At 57.1% G+C, this 21,019-nt stretch carries 11 protein-coding genes; 3 read left to right on the plus strand and 8 right to left on the minus strand.

Features of this window, described 5'->3' with window-relative positions:
- Positions 1 to 219: 219 nt before the first annotated feature.
- The 3 genes from Pla52nx_RS10215 to pilM form a co-directional block, all read right to left on the minus strand.
- Entirely contained in the window at positions 220 to 2,241 is a 2,022-nt protein-coding gene (locus tag Pla52nx_RS10215) for a hypothetical protein (protein ID WP_146521593.1), read from the minus strand.
- 98 nt (positions 2,242 to 2,339) lie between these two features.
- Positions 2,340 to 4,220, minus strand: a complete 1,881-nt coding sequence (locus tag Pla52nx_RS10220; protein WP_197454817.1) for a hypothetical protein — start codon at positions 4,218 to 4,220, stop codon at positions 2,340 to 2,342.
- Positions 4,221 to 4,307: 87 nt separating this feature from the next.
- Positions 4,308 to 6,455: a type IV pilus assembly protein PilM gene (gene pilM / locus Pla52nx_RS10225; RefSeq protein ID WP_146521594.1), complete on the minus strand. Its 2,148-nt coding sequence runs from the start codon at positions 6,453 to 6,455 to the stop codon at positions 4,308 to 4,310.
- Positions 6,456 to 7,145: 690 nt separating this feature from the next.
- Between pilM and Pla52nx_RS10230 the strand changes: the two genes are divergently transcribed.
- Positions 7,146 to 10,034 (plus strand): hypothetical protein, encoded by a 2,889-nt coding sequence (locus Pla52nx_RS10230; protein ID WP_146521595.1) that lies wholly within the window; start codon positions 7,146 to 7,148, stop codon positions 10,032 to 10,034.
- Between the two features lie 80 nt (positions 10,035 to 10,114).
- Positions 10,115 to 11,386: a UPF0489 family protein gene (locus Pla52nx_RS10235; RefSeq protein ID WP_197454818.1), complete on the plus strand. Its 1,272-nt coding sequence runs from the start codon at positions 10,115 to 10,117 to the stop codon at positions 11,384 to 11,386.
- Between the two features lie 445 nt (positions 11,387 to 11,831).
- Here the strand turns inward: Pla52nx_RS10235 and Pla52nx_RS10240 are convergent, their stop codons facing one another.
- On the minus strand, positions 11,832 to 13,427 hold the full coding sequence (locus Pla52nx_RS10240; protein ID WP_231742170.1) for a HEAT repeat domain-containing protein: 1,596 nt from the start codon (positions 13,425 to 13,427) through the stop codon (positions 11,832 to 11,834).
- A 1,144-nt stretch (positions 13,428 to 14,571) separates the two neighbouring features.
- A complete protein-coding gene (locus Pla52nx_RS10245; RefSeq protein WP_231742171.1) occupies positions 14,572 to 16,650 on the minus strand; it encodes a vWA domain-containing protein in 2,079 nt (692 codons plus the stop codon).
- A 303-nt stretch (positions 16,651 to 16,953) separates the two neighbouring features.
- Between Pla52nx_RS10245 and Pla52nx_RS10250 the strand changes: the two genes are divergently transcribed.
- Entirely contained in the window at positions 16,954 to 17,616 is a 663-nt protein-coding gene (locus Pla52nx_RS10250; protein WP_146521597.1) for a metallophosphoesterase family protein, read from the plus strand.
- A gap of 29 nt (positions 17,617 to 17,645) precedes the next feature.
- Here Pla52nx_RS10250 and Pla52nx_RS10255 read toward each other — a convergent pair whose 3' ends face one another.
- From Pla52nx_RS10255 to Pla52nx_RS10265, 3 genes are all read right to left on the minus strand, one after another.
- Complete coding sequence (locus tag Pla52nx_RS10255) at positions 17,646 to 18,425, minus strand: TatD family hydrolase (protein WP_146521598.1); 780 nt, start codon at positions 18,423 to 18,425, stop codon at positions 17,646 to 17,648.
- 46 nt (positions 18,426 to 18,471) lie between these two features.
- The gene (locus tag Pla52nx_RS10260; protein ID WP_231742172.1) at positions 18,472 to 19,587 is read right to left on the minus strand and encodes a phosphatidate cytidylyltransferase; all 1,116 of its coding nucleotides are present in this window, start codon (positions 19,585 to 19,587) and stop codon (positions 18,472 to 18,474) included.
- A 271-nt stretch (positions 19,588 to 19,858) separates the two neighbouring features.
- On the minus strand, positions 19,859 to 20,974 hold the full coding sequence (locus Pla52nx_RS10265) for a pyridoxal phosphate-dependent aminotransferase (RefSeq protein ID WP_146521599.1): 1,116 nt from the start codon (positions 20,972 to 20,974) through the stop codon (positions 19,859 to 19,861).
- Positions 20,975 to 21,019 lie beyond the last annotated feature (45 nt).

Here is a 21,019-nt window from a genome sequence, read left to right on the forward strand (position 1 = left end):
CGGCTCTCACGACTGTAATCGGGAACCGGACGCTATCGCGTGCCGGCTGATGAATCATCCGGGATTGCGGGCTGTTGATTTAGTGAGCCGCGACGCGTAAGCGGCCGGGCCTACCGCATTGCCCGGTGCCTTACGGACCACGGCTCACCCTTGCGTTCCCAATTTCGATTCAATCAACAGCCTTGGGTACGTCAGCCTGGAAAGGCTGACGTACTTGTGTTACTTGCCACGTTCTTTGGCGAAGGATTTCACTCGGAATGTCTTGCGTTCTGAGACGGCGTCTCGCACGACAAGGTTGCCTTGGCCGTCCATCATCAGGAACATGCCTGGCACTCGCATTTCGTCACTTTCGGAGATCGATAGCGGTTCACCGCCGTCGATGTCGATGACGGTCGCCGCAGATGAAAACTCGACATCGGTGACCTTCTTGACTTCAAGTGAAATCGGGTCCACGACGTCGGCGGTTTCTGCCTTTTCACTCAACACGCTGCCTTCCGTGACTTCGGTGAGCACGGGCACGTAGGCTCCCAGTGCGGGATTGAAATTCGATACGACAAGTTCTGCAGACGGTGACTCGGTTTCGATCATCACGTCACGATTACCGACCTTGCCTCGTCGCAGTTTGATCGGTTTGACATCCCCGGCGTAGAACCGATCACTATTGGGCAACATGACCGGCGAAGACGGTTGGCTCCATTCACTCCAGAATTTGAACTGACGTTCCTTGTTCTGAGCTTCTGTGGCTTTAAGTGCGTTGGTACGAGCGTAGACCTGTGGATTGAGGTGTCGCCCGAGCGGCTCCAGTTCCGGCAGCTCTGGGTGATTGGGATCTTCCACGGCAAAGCGAACGCGATAAACGTACTGGCGACCTGGTTTGGGCGAATTGGGATCCGGTCGCGGATCAATCGCCCAGTCATAGAATCGCAGCAGTTTGTGATCCACAGGGTTTTTCTCAACCATCATGGAGGCTCCGCCGCCGTAAGCTCCTCCCATGCCATAACCACCATCGTAGCTATCCATGTCCGTGCCCATTGATTCATAGCCTGAGCTACCCATGGTGCCGCCACCGCCACCGCCAATCACCTCCTCGAAAATTCCGGTATCGGGCAATGCCTGACTGTCTTCGGGAGCGACCTCTTCCGTGGCTTCTTTGATCTCCAACTGACGTTGTGACACCAGTGGGATCAACGGATGCACGCTAAATTTCTTGTAGTCGTCCAACAGTACCGGCGGAATCCACATGGTCACACCTGGAATGCGATACTCCTCAGGAATGAACTCAGGAGCGAAACCACACCACCACGTTGCTGCATCGATGGTTGTGGTTTTCTTGTCATCGCGGTTTACCCAATCGGACTCTTGGAGTTGATCAATGGATTTGCTGGAAACGTCGGCGCGCTGCACTTGGAAATCGACGTAACGTGGCTGATCACGTCTTGGGTTGTAGTCAGCCGCATCGGCCAGCGCTGCCTTGTAGGCTTCTGCGATCTGCTTGTGCGGAATCGCGACGCTACCGGCGATGAAGTAGCCTGTTGTTGGGACAGGGAGTTGCTCCTTGCGGCTGATGATGTGTTTTTGTGGGAGTGGACGCATGCCGTCATCGGCATCGGGAGGCAAGCGTCGGGCAGCCCCACTGCTCATGCCCATTGACGACGTATCCATTCCCATATCCATGCTCATGCCCATTTCGCCGTATCCGCCCATGTCGCCGTAGCCTTCCATCATCATTTCCATATCGGAGCCTCGCCCGCGACGTCGCGGCTGACGTACCGGTGCGGCTTCCTCGACTTCGACTGGGTCTGCGGCATCATAACCCTTGAGGGGATAGCTCCCGTCTGCCGAGCGGGCTGCCATCGAGACCAGCACTCCTTTGACTTGTACCGAGACGGCTTCGGCGATCAGCGGGTCGCTGCGCTTCTTGCCGGAGACTGCTGGATCGACATCATCCCAAATTGTTCCTTGCCGATGTCCTGCAGGGTCGATGGGTTCGTTGCGAATGACCATGGCGGTCTTGATGTCAAACTCTGGCTTGCGTTCGCCGACAAAATCGGAGTGGTCCTCGTCGACTTCCAGTCGAACGGCGCTGGCTTTTTTCTCAAGAACATCGGGCTGAATGCTCTGAGTGATGTCTTCTTTGCCGAGCCCGGAATAGACGAGGAACCCCGCCAGCGCGACGACGACCGCGACAATGAATTTCTCAAAGTTGTAGAGAAGGAAGTCTTTGATTTTGTCGGCATCCATCAGAACGCTCCGCTAAGAATGGATTCTTGAAAAGGTTGTCAGGGGGCTATGCGATTCACGCCCAACGGACGTGTGATTGATCAGTTGTGATGGTCTGGCTACGGGGTGGTCGCGGCCGGGTCCACGCCGGCAGGCGGAACAGGTGCGTCTGCAGGCCCCGTTGCTGGATTCGTAGCTGGATTCGTAGCTGGATTCGTAGCTGGATTCGTAGCTGGATTCGTAGCTGGATTACTGGGTGGGGGCACGGCTGGCGTCCCGGCCGCAGGATCCACCGGCGGAACAGGATCAGCAGGGGTTGCTGCAGCGGGTGCCCCAGTAGCGGGTGTTGTCACAGCGGGATCCGTCGGGGTCGCGGGAGCAGTCGTGCCCGTTGCCGGATTTGAGCCATCGGCTGGAACCGGGTTCGCTGGCACTGGGTTAGCTGGAGTTGGATCAGCAGGAGTGGCATTTGTTGGTGGTGGCAGATCCGTCGTTCCGCTAGTGCCCGAGTCGATGTCCACTTCGTCGACCACTTTGTCGATCCCGAGGGCCTCTTCGTTGGGGGGGTTGTAGAAGTAAATCAGGCCATAGATTTCGATGTCGAGGTCGAGCGGGAAGTCATCTTGTTTTTTCGGTGGCAATGCCCCGCCACTGCCCATGCTGCTCATGCCTGACATTTCGTCCATGCTCATGCTCATGGATTCTTCCATGCCAGTGTCGCTTGATCCACCTGTTGCTCCTGCCGAACCCTTTGGCAGCTCACGCACCTGCTTGACTTCGACCATCAGGGGCGCGTTTCCGCAGGCGGCGATCAAGTCGGCGACGGCTCGTTGATCCATTTGCAGACGCATCATCACGGGCAGTCGTTTGGCAACGGCGAGGGCGACTTGGCTTGGATCGTCGCTGCTGAAGGCGGTTCGCATGTCTGCTCCGCCGATCGGCTCCATTTGCAGGTTGACGTATCGTTCGGCACCGGGATCTGTTTCTTCGGCCATGAATCCACCGCTGGCCATGTCGCTGGCATACATGTCCATGCTGCCCATGTCCATTCCCATGTCCATTCCCATATCCATGCCCATCCCACCGTAGCCCATTCCGGCCATGGGTGAACCTGGCTTGCTAATGGTTCCTTGACCGAACTTCACCGACTTGTTGCCGATGGCGATCTTTTGGATCTCACGGATTTTTGCTTCAAAGGGTTGCTGTGCGTCCCCGTTGACGGTGGCGATGATGCTGAGCAATTGGTGCAAGATCCACAGGTTTTCTTGTGAGTAATAGATCTCCAGCGTGGATGGCGTGGAGCCTCGCCAGGGGAACAGGTCCTTCAGAACGGCTTCCTGGCTGGATTTGCTCCACTTCACCAGGGGCTCTGGTCCCGTCTTGGCTCTCAAGGTACCCGAGGGGGTCATGCTGGGCATCATCATTTCTTCGTAGCCGCCACCGGGTCCGCCGCTCTTGGCTTCGAAATCTGCCGTCCATTCAGCTTTGATGATGGCCGCGTAGTCGGGCAAGACATTGCCAATATAACGTGCGTATCGATCGCGAATGGTCTGGGGAACTTTCTCGGACTCTTGGACGGGAAACTCGACATATTTCTCTACGGGCAGTTTTCGCGTCGTGCGATCGATCTCGCCGGTTTCCGTTCGAACGTACTGGAATCGATCGATAAAGTCCTGCTTCAGCTCTTGGGGCCAAGTGAGAATACTTGTCTGGGCATCAAATACCGTTTGCCAAGCATCGAGCACTTCCTGTTTGCGGGCATCGATCATCGCCTGCATCTTCTCATGGGAAATGTCATTGGGTTGATCGCCCATTTCATTTCTCACGGTTGTGACCGACGAGTCATTCGATTTGATTTTTCCGGTCTGAGAGCTGATCTCTTGCTCCAACGAAGATGTGGTCATGTACCAGACCCCGCATGACCCCAGCAGCACGACTGCGGCCCCGGCCCAGAATCCGTACTTAAGAGCAACGGCGAGTTGTTGTTTGAGTTGATCCATGGCGATCGACCAGAATGAAGCGAACGGACGGGATGGTAACTGGCGTGCGTAGACGGGTTTGGCCCACGGCACGCGGGATCGAAATGTTTAATTCATGGCAACGGAGTCATCCGCTGCCGCTTGTGCTGCCTTCTCTGCTTCTGCTGCCTCGGCCGCCGCAGCGGCTTCTTCTTCCAGCACTTTGACTCGTTCACTGAACAAGTTCGGCTGCCAAACCAGTTGGAAAACGAAATCGTGTCGGGGCACTTCCAGGTACTGCTGCTTTGCCGGATCCTTATCTTGCCCCGACTGCGCGGCCATACCCCTCATCCCCGCCGCAACACCCGATTTGACCAAATCGGGGTCAAAATCCGGATTCTCCACTTTGACTTTGACGGGCTCGACGACGTTGAGCATCAGCGGATAGCTGAACCCAAACTGCTGTGGAGTGAAGGTGATTTTCTTTGCCGGATCGCGAGGATCGGGCAATTGGATCTCACCTTCAAAGAACGCGTTTGTGAAATACTTACGCACGTGGTCACTGCCACGTTCTCCGATCCGGTCTTCGCTGTTGTAGTAGTGATAGCCTCTCAACTCGATCACCCACCCCTTGCCTTCCGGACCCGGGTAGAGTGTTTCCAGCGGTTCTGCGGGCAGCGGTTTGCCTTTGACGGTGTACCAGTCGGTCATTTCATTCTTGAAACGCGACGCGAGCAGTTCGGTGTACCAATCCGTCTTGAGATCCTCGTAGAATTTGGTATCGAACTGAGTGATGTAGAAATCTTTGCGATCGACGTGATTCTTGAGCGGTTTTCCGTCGGGGGTTTCAAATCGCGGGATGAGCTGGTTGATCGCATCGATGACTTCCATCCACGTCAGGCGAGACTCGCGGTCACCCGCGATTTCTTCACCGACCTTGTTGAGATAAGTCAGCTTGGCATCCAGCGTCTTGTCCTTTTCACGATGCTCCGAAGCCGCGGCGGTTGCCGTGGACACTGCGGTAAAGGAACGGCTCCACTTGTCCGGATGCGTCTTACGCCAGTTGCTTTGGACGAAGAAGTAATTGCCGGTCATTCCGATCAAGAGAGCGGCCAGTGCGGCGATGGTCCATGGTTTCTTGGCGCGAATCATGCGAGCCGTCTTGATCTCCTGAGGGATCAAGCTGGCATCCATTTGGGAGACACCCAGGCCTTGCAAACACAAACCATAGCAAACGGCAAACGTGGTCGCGTTGTCGCGGAACGTCGGGATCGAAAGCACGTCGTCGCCACCTAGGCGATTGAATCGATCCAGCACATGGACTTCAAATCCCAGGTTCTTTCCGAGATAGGCAGCCAGACCGGGCATCTTGACCGTGTTTCCGGTGATCAACAGTTCGCTGATCTCGGCTTTCTTGTGAATGCTGCGAAAGAATCCGATCGACCGCTGGACTTCGGTGACCAAGTCATTGAACACGGGCCGCATGGTTTGGAAGATCAACTTGGGATCCACCGCCTCACGCGCATTGCGTTTCAGATGCTCCGCTTTGGCGAAAGTCATCTTGAGGTCTTTGGTCAACTGACGCGTGAAGTGGTTGCCGCCGATCGGCATGCTGCGTTGCCAGATCCGGAAACCGTTGGTCACGATCAAGTCGCTGCTGTCCGTGCCGATCGAAAGCAACACGCTCGATGGTGGCGGGTTGTCCGCGTCAAACATCTCGCTTTCCAACCGCTCGTTCATGCGATCGTAGGCGACCATGTTGTAGAGCGCCACCGGTGCCAACTGCACCACGTCGACTTCCACATTGGCGCGGTCAAAGGGAGCCAATTGACGGTAAGCCTGATCGCGTTTCATTGCGAACAAGCCGACTTCACTTTCCAACGCATAGCCTTCCTCGACCATGCTGCCGGGCATCATCTGGTAGTCCCAGACCACGTCGTTGAGATCGAAGGGGATCTGCTGGCGGGCTTCGTAACGAACCAGGTCGGCGATCTTTTTGACTTCGACCGGCGGCGGTTTGAAGAATTTCGCCAGACCGCTTTGACCGGGCACACTGATACAGACCTTTTCGTTCAGTCCGTCGTTACGTTCCAGCAGTTGCAACAGCGCGTCGGCGATCAGTTCTTCTGGAACCGCTTCGGGCTGACTGAGGATTTTGGGGTATTCGATGTAGTCGAATGCGTCCGCGACGATCTCACCATCCACGATCGAGCACCTCAACGCCTTGAGCGCTGACTGTCCGATTTCGATTCCCCAAACGGATGAACTGTTGGCCATGATTGATTGTCTGCGTTGATGGCTTCGATTTTGTCGAAGCAAATTGGAATAGGTTGCGTCTTTGACCGTTTTCGCCAGAACACCTGTCCCGACGAAATGGCGGTCGGAACAATGTTTAGGTTAACGGATCACCAAAACTCGTGCGCCTCCGAGATCTCGTGTAGGATACGGATCCCACGATTTCACGCGTACTCGATTTCACGCTTGCTCGGCGGCTCAAACTCTACGGTGCAAATCTTACTCAGCCCTAACGGGTCCCTCCACGTAAACCCGTGGGGGAGGGTGGATTTGGGTAATGAATCAATTGCAGTTTACGCAAAAAATGACGATTCTGGGGATCAGTCTATCCGCAAGGGGGTGAGCACCAGGATGGCGGTCTGGACCGCAACTCGTTTCGGCGATTTTGGGATCATCCGACTTCCGGACCCCCAGAGTTTGCCAACGGGCTTGCGATACCTCATGAGTAGCGACGCAATAATGAACTTGGATAAGGAACTTTGTGGGAGTCGGGTAACCTTAGTGTGCCCGTTGGGGTTATCCGCAACGGGTCCCAAGGGCCAATTCGAGGCCGCCGGAGCCCCGTCAGGGAGCTGGTGAGCCACCTACCGAATTCCGCAAAGCGATCTACAGTGTACCCGTTGGCCAGCCCCGGCGTCAAATTCTTTCCTCCGATCCCTGCCGAATCTGTTCATGTCGCCTGACGAAGCGTCCCCGATTGACGAGTGTTGTGTCCTGATTCCCTCCGCCACTTTGGAGGACTTTCCAACGGATGGTACGGATGAAGAGGCACGTGGACTCTTGGCGGCCTGGACTGTGCTTTGGCACCCAGAGCTGCTGGCACGCACGCGTCAGACGCCGACTTGGTACCGAGCGGACGCCCCGCCCGAGCCCGATGGGGCACGAGTGATCGCGGTTCCGTCGGCCAGTCTGGATCAGATCCCCAAGAACTATCGACGCAAGTGCGAGGCGAATCCGCGATGCCGTTGGCTCGACGGCGCTGATCGCAGCGAAATGCTCGGGCAGCTCGATTTGCAAAGTTCCACCGAGCTCCAGTTCGAGCACCGGACGATCTCCATCGCAGATTTCTTTGCCATCGGCTACTCGTTACTGCAAGTCCAGGTGATGACGCGGCGACTGAGGTACACAAGCAACTTGGACGAACTGTACCTACAAACACGCGTGATCGATGCGGCAGAGGCTTTCCTGGCCGGTGATGCCGCCAAGACTGCGGAAGCCTTGCATGATGCATACGACGCGTTGGCCGAAGAACGCGATCACTATTTCTCCTCCGACCCGCACTTGATCGACCTTCAGTTGCTGACCCCGGATATTCTGCGTCGTGCCCTCGACGACGATTGGCTCAAAACGCTGTCTCCCCAGACGCCTACCGACGGTGACGACCATGGTGTTCTGCCTCGGCCAAGCAATGTCCTGATCGACGCGCCCGTGGCCGACGAGATCGCTCAGGCAACCGATGGACGCTACGATCCTTTGAAACAGATGCTTGCCGATTCGCTTGTGGGGTGGGCCGGTGGTGCACCGGACGCTCAAGTCTGTTTCGACGCCTTGTCGTTTGATGATGCAGAGAAAGCACTGAACGAGGGTCTGGAAAACGCAACAGCATCGATTGGAACCCGCCCGTCTGTCTTCGCAAGGTTCACCGGTGCACTGCCATCGGACATGACTGCGACACTCGTCGCGTTGGGCTACGTCGGGATGATCCCGATTGACTTTGCTATGGGCACCGGATTCGGAGAAGAGTCCAAAGTCATCCAGCAGGGCGGCGGCGCCGAGATCGAATCACTGACCGCCAAGCCGATCGATGCCGCCAGCGATTCAGCTTTCCTCAACTTGGGCGCTCGCCTGGGCGAATCGATCGACGGCGGCGAAATCGCGACCGCGCTGTTGGCTCACTGGCCCGGCAAAGCCTGTGACAGTTTCTTGGATTTGCGTCGGGCCGCTTCCTGGTCGGTTGCACTGGGCAAGTTTTGGACACTAGACGACTACTTTCGCGTCGGCGAAAAACCGTACCATCACGCCACCCATCAATCAGACCACGGGCACTCGGACGAGTTCCTGGGCACACTGCTCCGATCCAAAGCCCCCAATGGGACCATCGAGTCCTTTGCCAAAACGTTCCGAGAATCGGTCATCCAAGAATCCCGGGAACGGACCGTCGCTCTGGCATCCCTGGTCAGTGGAAAATCGGCGACCGAAGTAAGTCCACGATCGGCGAGCGACGACGATGTTGAGTCAGCCTCTGGGATTTTGGCGACCGCGTTGGGTGCTCAAGTCGTCTCGGCCGATTCGCTCTGCTCGGCGATGATGCTGATCAATCCTCATGGAGTCGGTTGTCGCGTCCAGTCCACCATCGCAGGCGGTGCGCCGGCGAAGTCCAAGCATGTTTATGCGGCTACGCGTCACGACTCCAAATCGACCGACGTGACGGTTGATGTGACCGCCTGCGGATTCTCGACGGTCAAAGCCGGTGAGCGTCCGGCATCCCAACCGGGGTTGGCTCGCCGCTTGTTTGGCGGCGGAGAAAAGAACATTGCCGATCAACACGTCATGACCAACGAGTTCATGGTCCTGAGCATCGACCCCAAGTCCGGTGGCGTCGCCAGCGTCTACAGCGGCGGCGAACGCGGTAATCGATTCTCGATGCGTTTGGTGCACGCGTCGCAAATTTCTGGCAACAAGTCAGAGTCCGAGATGGTTTGCGATCGCTTTGAGGTTGTCACCAACTCGCCCGTCAGTGCAAGCCTACGTTGCACGGGGAAGCTGATCGGCAAGGACAAGTCGGTGCTCGGCGAGTACACCATCCAATATCAGTTGCAACGCGGCAGCCGTCTGCTGCATGTGACCGGAAACGTCACGCCCAAATCAACGCAACCCACCGACCCGTGGAAAAACTACATCGCCAGCCGAGTGGCCGTGGTCAACGATTCGGCGATCGTCCGCACGTTGGTGCGAGACAAAATCCACCGTTCCAGCCGACGACGAATGATTTCTCCGTTGGGTGTGTTGATCGACGAAGCCGAACGGCAAACCTTGGTCGCGTCCTTTGGCAACGCGTTTCATCGCCGCGTCGGCGACCGATTCCTTGACACGTTGATCACCACTGGACCGGACAAAGACAATCACTCGTTCCAATTCGCGATCGGATTTGACACAACCGACCCGTTGTCCACCGCCAAGTCGCTGATCGCTCCTCCCTCGTTGGTGCCGATCGATCGGGTATGCAAAGTGCCAGAGCAAGGCTGGCTGGCGCACGTTTCGCCGGCCGACTGTAACCTGACGAGATTGCATGTGGCAAAACGCGACGACGGCAAACTGGCCGCGTTGGTACGCATTGTGAACGGACGACCGAGTTCGGCAAGGATGGCGATTCGGTTTTGCCGCAGCGTCGAGGCGGCCGCTCAAGTGCGATCCGGTACTGACCATGAGCGCATCCATTGGACGCCAGAGGATGCCCAAGCCAGCGACCTGGAATGTAAAGACGACGCGATCTTGTTGACCGCCGGAGGACACGAAGTCGTTGACTTGGCCGTCGTGTTCGCGAGCAAGAGTGATGCATGAAAAGTACGTCAGCCTTTCCAGGCTGACATCAGGAGCCAGTGCCGGCCTGGAAAGGCTGACGTACGGGTGGTGATATTTTGTTGGAAACCTATCTCTTTGAAGAACACCATCAAGTGCTGGGGCATTGGTATGGACGCGGCGTCAAAGGAAAAACGCTGGTTTGCTTTGACGCTCATCTGGACGTTCAATTCATTGCGGCAGATCGCATCCAACGACTGTTGGATGCTGAATCGGTTGTTCAAGTCGAGCGTCTGGCAAAACCTCATCATCTGTTTCCCGAACAAGGCTTCAGTTACAGCATCGAGGACTTTCTGTACGCAGCATTTCGTCTTGGCATCATCGAACGCTTGGTTTGGGTCGCGCCTCCTCATGTCTCCATCGAACACTCAGCCTCATCGATCGACGAGCTGACGCAAATGAAGGGCGTGGCGTTGGCCGACGCTCATTCTTTTCGGTTGATCGCCCCCGGCGCGAGTGACGCGATCGCGGGACAGTTGCTCGGGCTGCCGATCACGATCTGTCGACACAACGACTTGGCTCGGTTGAATCTGCCGACCGATACGTTGATCGATATCGACATCGACTACTTCGTTTCGCTGCCGGGCGACCAACTGGGGACGGACCCGGCCGTGATCGCCGCGACACTCGACGCTTTACCGCTGAACGATCCGCAGCGGACAATCTCGTTGTCCTACCACAGTGGTTTTCTGCCGCATCGCTTTCGTCCCTTGGCATCGGATCTCGTCCGGCATTGGACAGGCCGATCGGTGACTTTGCCGGATGTCCCGAATTGCCCAACCCAGAAAGCTTGTGCTGTTGCCGCGCGGATGCTGGATGTCTCCCTCGACACCGTGATGCAATGGGCGATGGAGTCCCAGCAGATCGACGGTCGGGTCGTTGGACTCAACGGATCTGCAGAAACCCAACAAGCGATCACGGCAACTGCGTTCGGATTGCTGTGGGTGGAGTTGAGACGAGTCGACCGTGCGATGCACTGCTATCAGATCGCGGCCCAGGGTTTGGGCTATCAAGGGGAACTGGCACTCGAGATCGGCAAGGCGTTGTGCGACTTGGATCAGCATCGGCGGGCAATCGAATTCCTTGCCGATGCGACACGAGACGACAAAACGTGTGCGGCTGCTTGGTACTTCGGAGCCATTGCCCACCATTCACTTTGCCTGCATCAGGAAGCCATCCAGTGGGCCGAGCGGGCTCATCACGAAACACCGCTTTGGTCCGCACCGATGTCACTCTTGAGTGATTTGTATCAACAGACTGGAGATAGGGAACGCGCCGCAGCGTTTGTACAGAAGAACAAATCAACGCGAGCTGCGATCACTGCAACCACGTAGGCGAGACTCTCCGAGACTCGCAACTCGCTGCCGTCCAATCTCGTTCAGACGGTTCTGTGCCGGACTGTCAAAAGGTTGGGGGCAATACGGAACTCCGCTTCGCTCGGCGGAGTTCCATGCAACGCAATCAAAGTGAGCCTCAGGCGCTAGCCGTGGGCCGGCACCACAATCCGCCTCAGGCCCACGGCTAGCGCCTGAGGCTCACTGGGGGCCACCAGCAGTGCCGGGAGAGTGAGCCTCAGGCGCTAGCCGTGGGCCGGCACCACAACCCGCCTCAGGCCCACGGCTAGCGCCTGAGGCTCACTGGGCCTACCAGCTGCGCCGGCAGTAGGGACATGAACTTGCGCAAACCCCAAAAGACACAACCCCAAACTTTGAGCAGTTCAGACCGATGGCAAGCAACACTCGTTTTTCGCGTCTCGGAGAGACGCGGCTACGTGTTTCTCTATTCGGTTTCTTCTTCCGCTTCTTCTCCCGCTTCGTCGTCGCGATAGTAGGTTCGGAATGCTTGGGGGAGCGGATCGAAAGCGAGTTGGGCGGTCAGATAGCCTTTGTCTTTTGCATTGCGTAGCACCGACACGACATCGCCGTAGTTGCCGCCGACAGTAACGATGCCATCGATCAACGTTGGGATGCTATTGGGTACGACCGCCAATCGATCTTCCTGTCCGGTTTGGAAACGGCTGATTCGCAAACGACCGGGATCGGTCTCGTCCGGTTTGATCACCAGCCCGCCAGGACCGAGCACGAAAGTCGCAATGTCCAAGGGAGGAACGTTTCCGAACAGGCAAATCTCTTGGTTCTCGCGGAGTGAAACAACGACCGACGGGCTGGCTGTCGATGCGACATCGATTTGTCGGAAGGAGTCTGCGTGGATCTTGCCGCTGAGCATTTGTCTGCCGTCGGCACGTTTTCGCAAAGTGACCAATGCGGCGTATCGTGTCTCCAAGCTCGGTTCGTTCAGCAATCGTTTCAATGCCGGGACCACCATCGGCGATTTCATGGTTTGCATGGCGACAAAGGCGGGTTGGCGGAAAGCAGGTTCGCTTCGGATCGCCTGTTCCAACAACTCAACCGCTTCGATGCGATCCAAGTAGGCCAGAGCCTCTGCGGCATAGAAGCGAAGCTCTGGGTTGCTGGATTTGGCAGCGTCGACCAAGGTCGGGATCGCATTCTCTCCCATTGCCTCCAGTTGCAATGCCGCCCCGGCCGCTTTGCCGACATCTTGCATCTCGCCGGCCAAGCGTTCCAAGCGAGCTTGGGAATCGTTGCGAGGGCTGATCGCGATCGAATTGATCACGGCCATCATGCGGTAAACGTTTTCGCGATACCGAGGATGGACTTCAATTTCTATGTAGTCGTCTTCGATGGCTTTCGCGATTCCACGACGCGTGGTTCCGTCAAAGAAAAAGAAGCGTTCGTTAATCGCGGCGGTGATCGCTTTGGAGACCATCACGTGCTGGTATTCTGGTCGCAATACGAGCCCCAATTTTCGTGTGACTTGAATGCGACCGCCGCCAAGGACACGCCCCTCCAAGGCCAAGGCTTCTGCGGATCCGATGTCGTGCGTTTTTCGCGTCAGAACTGGGCCCATCGCAATCGCCATCAAATCGCTTTGTCGCAACCGTTGGTCGAGCACCTGTTGATGACGAAGACGCGTGTCCAGTAGCCAGCCTCCACGAAGGTCGGTCGCGCGGCTGCCTTCGGGTGAGATGATTTTCAAATCGATCGGGTCCCCCCGACGAGCACCCGCCGGGATCGCGCCGACGACTCTGACGACAGCGGTCGAATCGAGTTCCAGGATCTGATTGGGGTCTTCCACATCCTTGTGTCGCATTTCGTCGATTAGCTGATCGCGAAACGTTGACGGGTCCACCGGGCCACCAGTTTGCTCAAGCGCATTGACCAGACCGACGCCTTCGATCGGAATCGCGTGCAGCCCACGAGGCGATGCGGCTTGTCGAATCAAATCGGGAGGCGTGGGGACCGTCAGCAGGTCCGCGGTCGATTTGGCCGCGTCACGCTTGGAATCCTTGTTCATCAGCGAGGAACAGCCCGCCGAGAGGATCAGGCAGCCTGCGATCGCGGAGCAAAGTGCGAACGATCGGCCGCGAGAAGGCGAGAACCCAGGAGACAGTGGGCGAGACGAGATTTGCGAAGGCTTTCTGCCAAACATGCTGCAACTCTTTTGCGCGAGCGAAATGAGACCCGCGTGGTCATAAAGAATGCAGGGCACAAAGGGCAAGAGAAGATGGAGGAGCCAATCGAGAACGTAGGGGTGAGAGTCGATCGCGTTTACAGCCCAGAGATGCGGTCCCGCTCGTTGCTCGATGTTTCGACGCTATTTTTTAGCCGTTTCTTTCCATGGTCACCTCCCTCAGCTGCTGAGACTGCTTTCGTGCCAATCCGCGCAAGCCGTTTCACGCAATCGTGTTGCGAAGACCGTAGCGAGTCGCATGAATAATCCGGGCTAGCGGGCCTAATGGTGGGCTGTTCAAAATTTCGGGTTGTAGCACTATGGCGCTCCGCAAGTTTCCGTCACCTCTCCCGGCGCAGCTGATGGCCCCCAGTGAGCCTCAGGCGCTAGCCGTGGGCCTGAGGTGGATTGTGGTGCCGGCCCAAGGCTAGCACCTGAGGCTCACTCTCCCGGCACTGCTGGTGGCACCCAGTGAGCCTCAGGCGCTAGCCGTGGGCCTGAGGCGGATTGTGGTGCCGGCCCACGGCTAGCGCCTGAGGCTCACTCTCCCGGCGCAGCTGGTGGCACCCAGTGAGCCTCAGGCGCTAGCCGTGGGCCTGAGGCGGATTGTGGTGTCGGCCCAAGGCTAGCGTCTGAGGCTCACTCTGCCGGCGCAGCTGGTGGCACCCAGTGAGCCTCAGGCGCTAGCCGTGGGCCTGAGGCGGATTGTGGTGCCGGCCCAAGGCTAGCACCTGAGGCTCACTCTCCCGGCGCAGCTGGTGGCCCCCAGTGAGCCTCAGGCGCTAGCCGTGGGCCTGAGGCGGATTGTGGTGCCGGCCCAAGGCTAGCGCCTGAGGCTCACTCTGATTGCGATGCATGGGACAAAAACATGGACTGAAAAAACAATGTCAACACCAAATTTGAACAGCCCGGCATAGCGGTGGGCCTCGACGATTGAGCGTCTCGGCTTGCTGAATCAACAATGTCGCAATGCTATTGCGGGTCAGCACTACAGTTTGGGAACGGGACGCGTGGGTGCTTTTTTCAGCATCCGCTTTTTGTCGTCGTTGGGGGGACGGTTGTTGTTATTGTTGTTCCCGGGCGTATTCGTGCGAGGTGCCGGTGGAGGAGTGAACTCTTCTTTCCACACCCAACCGATGGGCACCGCCAACTCACGTTGAGCTAGCAAAGCCCATGGCGTTCCCTCGTGGTCGGTTACGACAGACTCCAACAGCGATCTCGCCGTTTCGGCTTCTCGTTTCCACTTGCTGCCGACGGTGACGTCGTCACTTGGTTCCAGGACCCAAGTGTTGTTCTTTTCGTTCTCGAACGTCATCCCCAACTTGGCTTTTGCAAGCATCGCGTTGTAGGTTTCGGTGCGAACTTTTTGGGCGAGGACACGGCCCATGGCCAAGTCGTATCCGGCACGCCAACGCGGGCTTTCTTCGCTTTCTCGGTACTTCATGCCTGGTTCGAGCGTCATGGCCAAGCGAGCAAGTGGCTGTTCCAACAATGCGGCGTCTTGTTGCGCCGTGGTCAACTCGCCCGCCAAGCGAGCCGGATCGAGCTGCTGGAATCGGGTCCGTGGCCGAGCTAGTCCTGTTGCGGGTTTCATCTGAGCGGCGGTCACCAAAGCTTGACGCAATGGGCTCGATTTCACCTTGGTCATGTAATCCTGTGGTGACAAATAGTCGGGTCGATAGCGAGACATCGCGTTGGGATCAAAAAAGTACTCCATGTCCGAGGCATACTCGGCGACCTCGCGTCGATTGACTCGACGGCTGACGTTTCGATTGGGGTGAACGGTGAAATAAATCCCGCCGGTCTCGTAGCTCAACCGAGTCAGAGCGTAGGGGCCAAAACCGCTGTCGATCACCGGTTCTTCTTCGAAATTACCGGTGAAGGCCAACTGGACTCGTTCGGGCAACAGAGTCTCGGGGCCTTGGTCGACCTCGGCCCACTGAGGCGTTTGGTCGTATTTTGGATCTGGATCGACGTACTTGACCAGTGTGGTCGCGCGACCGAAGGGGGCGGGAACGCCGATCACGTAGACCGGAATCGCATAGCGTCGACAGGACTGGATGGCGTTTTCCAGTTGTTGCTGGTCGTCGCCACGCTCGTCCGTAACGACCACGAACATCACATTTCGCAGCGGCCCTTCGCCGCTGCGATTCTTTCGCATCATCTTGTACTGGTCCGCTGCCGAAGAAACGGCGGCAAAGACACGCTCGGTGCCGGACGAATCTGTCTCGATGCCATCGACGATGGACTTGATTTCCGCGATGTCTTCGATGGGCGTCTCGGTGTACAGCGTGACCTTTTCGCCAAAACCGATGACCGAAGTCAGCAGTTGTGCGTCGTGATTGATCTTGGGGGCGCCGAGTCGTTTTTCCTTCTCTTCCTTCTGCTCTTGGATGATCCCCAGCTCTTCGTAGATGCGATCAAATCGATCGCGAATCTCACGCCGTTGTCGGTGCAGCGAACCGCTTTGATCGAACAGCCAGACCACCAGCGTGGGGCGTTCTTCCATCGATTGCAGGATCTCGTAGGTCAAACGGTCCACAGCGCCCGATGCTCCGGTTTCTCCTTGGCCGACCGAACCTTTTTGGTTGACCAAGCGATCCATGGGCGCAACCGGCTCGGCGAACAACCGATTGACTTCGATATCTCCCAAGTCACTCAGCTCCAGCTCGACGGGGCTGGGGATCTCGGGCGAGGGGGCGAACATTTCCGCGGAGGCCTCGGCCATATCCGACTGGGCTTCGCTGTTGGCGCCGATCTCGACCGATGGAGCTTCGCTGTAATCGATTTCTTCGATCAGCTCGGGTGTTTCCTTTTCGTTGGGTGGGGAAACGATCACGACTGCTTCGGGCTCGGCCTGAAACGTTCTCAGTGGAACGATTGCTAGCGAAACAATGATCAGGACGTGAACGAGCATGCTGCCGAGCAGTGCGATCGATTCGTCGGTCTGCAGGGCGGGCTCATCCTCCAGCTCTTCTTCGCTCCAAGCATCTAGCGAAGTGGACTGGGACGGATCGGGATCGCTCAGTGGCCGACCGGCGTGATCGTTGGGATGGTTTCCGCTCACTTGTGATCATTTCCTAGAAAAGGTTGCTTGGGGAGTCGCCAAAGGCCAACTCCTTGGACACTCAAGCCGTATAGACAGTTTCCCTGACCGGACGCAAACTTGCAACTTGTCTGCCAATCATCGCGGGCCGAGAATGCCGATAGACTACTTTAGAAACGGCAGAATCGCTCGCTTGTACCCATTTCCGCCTCAAATGGGCGAATCAAATCGCCCGCACCCCTCTGCGGAGCTGGATTGGGTCTTCGTTCGTTTTTTGCAGATTCCTGAACCCATTATCGCCATGCCTGCCTTTTCGGAGAGAGCGTGAATCAACGGTTAATCGCAATTGGGGACATTCACGGGTGCCGCCAGGCCCTGGAATCGCTGTTGGAAGTGGTTTCGCCCGACAAAGACGACGTAGTGGTCGCTTTGGGTGATTACGTGGACCGGGGGCCGGATTCCAAGGGCGTGATCGACACACTGCTGGATCTGGGGGGCCGAACTCACTTGGTCGGAATTCTGGGCAATCACGAAGAAATGATGCTGAACGTCCTTTTCCATGGGGCCTCCCACCACAGTTGGTTGCGATACGGTGGCGTCGATACGTTGGAAAGCTACGGTTTTGACGGCGACCTGGATTTCTTGCCGCCCTCGCACCTCAATTTTTTGCAGTCTCTGGGTGACTATTACGAAACGGAAAACCATTTCTTTACCCACGCTGCGTACGATCCCGACTTGCCGTTGGAAGATCAGTCGTCTGAAATGTTGCGTTGGTACACGCTGACCAATGGGATGCCCCCGGCGCACTTCACTGGCAAGACTGCGGTCGTCGGCCATACCGCCAACCGGGACGGCGACATCATCAAAGTCGGCCACTTGATCTGCTTGGACACGTACTGTTATGGGGGCGGTTGGCTGACCGCGATGGATCTCAATAGCGGCGAAATCTGGCAGGCCAACCGTGCCGGGCAGATTCGCGCGGAGTAGCGTCCCATCGAATTGCATGGCGTTCTGGCTCAGCCGAGCTGAAACAGACGCTTGGCGTTTTCGGTAGAGACCTCCGCCAACCGCTCGGGCGAAACGTTGCGTACGTCCGCCAGGCATCTCAAGGTGTGTTCCACTCTCGCCGGTTCGTTGGGGCGTTTGCCGCGAAACGGTTCGGGGCTCAGGTAGGGCGAGTCCGTTTCGATCAACAACTTGTCTTCGGGGACGCGGCGGGCAACGTCGCGCAGGTCGTCGCTTTTCTTGAAGGTCACCATTCCGGCAAAGCTGATGTACAGGCCCATCTGCAGACAGATTTCGGCCAACGCCCAATCGCCCGTGAAAGAATGCATGACTCCCGTCGGCACGGTGCTTTGGCGTCTCAATTGATCGACGATCAATTGGCCGCTCTCGCGCATGTGGATGACCATCGGCAGTCCCGTTTGGCGACACAGTTCCATGTGCCGGTCAAAGTACTCGTGCTGCATGTCAATCGGAGTATCGTCCCAGTAGCAATCCAAACCGGTCTCGCCGATCGCTCTGACCCCCGGATAACCGGCCAGTTCGGTGATGATCTGCCAATCATCGTCTGCGGACTCCGCGATGCTGTTGGGCTGAATCCCGACGGCGGCGTAAAGGAAACCGGGGTACTGTGCCGCCAAGTCGCAGGCACGCCGGCTGGTCGCGGCGTCGATCCCGATCACCGTGATCCCGACCAGTCCGGCTTGGCGAGAACGTTCCACCACGGCATCGATGTCTTCGTCAAACACATCGGAATTGAGGTGTGCGTGGGTATCAAACAGTGGCAGCTTCATCACTTGACTACATTCGAAATGACGGTTGATCTCTCAACCAACGGGATCACGGGACCGAAAAGAAAAATCGTGTCAGGTGATAGAAGACGGGTGCGGCGAAACAGACGTTATCGATTTGATCGAGCACACCCGCGTGTCCTTGCACCAGCGTACCCGTATCGGTCACGCCACGGTCGCGTTTGATCGCGCTCATGGTCATCGTTCCACCACAAGCCATGACGGTTACGACGGCGCCCAACACACCGGCTTCCCAAGGATGGAACGGCGTTGCCCAATACAGCGACGCAGCGACCAACCCTGTTGTCACCATCGAACCCAGGAATCCTTCCCAAGTTCGTGAGCCGTTGATTTTTTCCGCAATCACATGCTTCCCCGCCAACTTGCTCCAACCACGCTCCAACACCGACGCGACTTGAGCGATCACGACGAGGAAGACCAACAGGCTGACGTTGCTGCCTCCCCAAGCCTCCCCGCCTGTGCGAACGAGGTTCAAATCGAGCAACGCCGGAGCATAGCTGAGTGAGTAAACACAGATCAGCAAGCCCGCCTGGATCTTTGCACTGCGTTCCAAAAATCGTTTGTAGTCACCAGCGATCGCAGCACGCGCGGGTATGAACAGACTGGCGTAGACCGGAATCATGATGCTGTAAAAACCATAGAAATCGACATTCGCCGCCCATGGCAGGAATTTGGGCGGATGACTGCCCATTGCGATCAGCAGGTATTGCAACGGAGTGAAGATAAAGAACACCCAGAACAACGTTCGGTGATCGCCGCGCCGAGTCGGCGTCATGGTGATGAATTCACGCAGCGCCCAAAACGACACCAGCCCAAAGAGCACCACGACGCCGAGTCGGTGAAGCAAAAAGCCCAGAAAGAAGATCGCTGTCATCATCCACCACACACGCAGCTTGTGGTTAAAGCGGCGAATGATGGCTGATTCCAACCCCATGCTTTCTCGCCGCGAGAGAATGAATCCCACCAGCGAAGCGACGCCCAACGCCAACACAATCACGGCCAACAAAATCGACGTGTTGGCAGTCCACCATACCGACGGCTCTGAGTTCGTGATCTGCTGTGACAGCATCGCCGAATCAATCGGTGGTACCGGCGTCGGCTCCAGATCGCTGGGCGGCTCAACGGTGACTTGGGACAGGATCAAGGATGGACCGCAACGGAAAGGGAGAGCGAGGGAAACGACGCCAAAATCGAGCAACGGAATCCAACAAAGATTAGCCGAGACGGCTTCCGAACGTAACCTAGTGCTTTGAGCGCGAATTGACATTGATTGGAAATGAGGCAAATACCAGCACGAAGCGCAAGCGAGTGAATAAAACGCCATGAATCACTCGCTTGCGCGTCGTGCTGGTACCAAAGCTCAACTCGCAATTCCGGCACTAGCGACGCTGGCATCACAGGCCCCACCGACCGTCTCATGTCAACTCGTCATGCAAATCCTGCAGCATCTTGATGCCTTTTTTCAACGTTTCGTTGGACGCGGCAAAGCTGATTCGAAAATGGGTGTCGCGGTCACTGAAAATATTGCCAGGAATGATCAAGAGCCCTCGCTCGATCGCTCGTTTGACGAAAGCTTCGCCTCCCATGCCGCCGGGCGCTTTGGCAAACAAATAGAACGCGCCGCCGGGCAGCGTGAACTCGTATCGACCGCTCAAGCCTTCGGCGATCATGTCACGCTTTACCCGATAGTCGTCAATGTACGACTGCAGGTCGATGTCCATCGCACGCAGCGCCCCCCACTGCGATGGTTGCGGCGAACAGACGAACGAGTACTGCTGGATCTTGAGCATCGTCGCCATGATCTCGCTGGGACCGTGGACATAACCGACACGCCAGCCGGTCATCGCATGGCTCTTGCTGAACCCGTCGATCACAATGGTTTGATCGTTAAAGCTTGCCGGTGAAACAAACGGGGCGTCATACTGAAATCGGCTGTAAATTTCATCCGACACCAACGCAATCTCATGCTTGGCCGCCAGTTTCGCGACGGCTTCCAACTGCTCGGCGGTGGCCGACACGCCGGTCGGGTTTGCGGGGCTGTTGACCAAAATCATCTTGGTCTTGGGCGTGATGGCCGCCGCGATCTTGTCCGGGTCCAATTGAAAATCAGGGTAGGAGTCCACCGCCACGGGGACACCACCACACATTTTCAACAAGGCGGGATACATCACAAAATAGGGATCCAGAAAGATGACTTCGTCGCCCGGATTGACCATCGCCATCATCGCCAGCATCAGACCGCCACTGGTGCCGCTGCTGACGAACACGTCGCGATCGGCGTGGGAATACTGGGCATCGATCTGAGCACGCAAGGCCTCACGCAGCGGTGCGATCCCCTGGGTCGGCGAGTAGGCGTTCTTGCCACCGCGAATCGCCGCAATCGCCGCATCCTGGATTTCGACGGGAACATCAAAATCAGGCTGACCGATCGACAGATTGATCGGATCGGTTAGCTTGGCTGCAAGATCAAAGACCTTGCGGATACCGCTACTGTCAAATGTCTTCGTGCGGTCGGCGATCCAAGCATGCATGATAGGGTTCTTTAATCGTTGTTTCGCGTGTGTGAGCATCCGGCG

The organism is Stieleria varia (assembly GCF_038443385.1).
Taxonomy (GTDB): domain Bacteria; phylum Planctomycetota; class Planctomycetia; order Pirellulales; family Pirellulaceae; genus Stieleria; species Stieleria varia.

Bases quoted from the DNA above. Each gene is read 5' to 3' on its own strand.
- Pla52nx_RS10230 (WP_146521595.1), top strand. From the start codon at position 7,146: ATGTCGCCTGACGAAGCGTCCCCGATTGACGAGTGTTGTGTCCTGATT.
- Pla52nx_RS10240 (WP_231742170.1), bottom strand. From the start codon at position 13,427: ATGAACAAGGATTCCAAGCGTGACGCGGCCAAATCGACCGCGGACCTG.
- Pla52nx_RS10265 (WP_146521599.1), bottom strand. From the start codon at position 20,974: ATGCATGCTTGGATCGCCGACCGCACGAAGACATTTGACAGTAGCGGT.
- Pla52nx_RS10220 (WP_197454817.1), bottom strand. From the start codon at position 4,220: ATGGATCAACTCAAACAACAACTCGCCGTTGCTCTTAAGTACGGATTC.
- pilM (WP_146521594.1), bottom strand. From the start codon at position 6,455: ATGGCCAACAGTTCATCCGTTTGGGGAATCGAAATCGGACAGTCAGCG.
- Pla52nx_RS10215 (WP_146521593.1), bottom strand. From the start codon at position 2,241: ATGGATGCCGACAAAATCAAAGACTTCCTTCTCTACAACTTTGAGAAA.
- Pla52nx_RS10255 (WP_146521598.1), bottom strand. From the start codon at position 18,425: ATGAAGCTGCCACTGTTTGATACCCACGCACACCTCAATTCCGATGTG.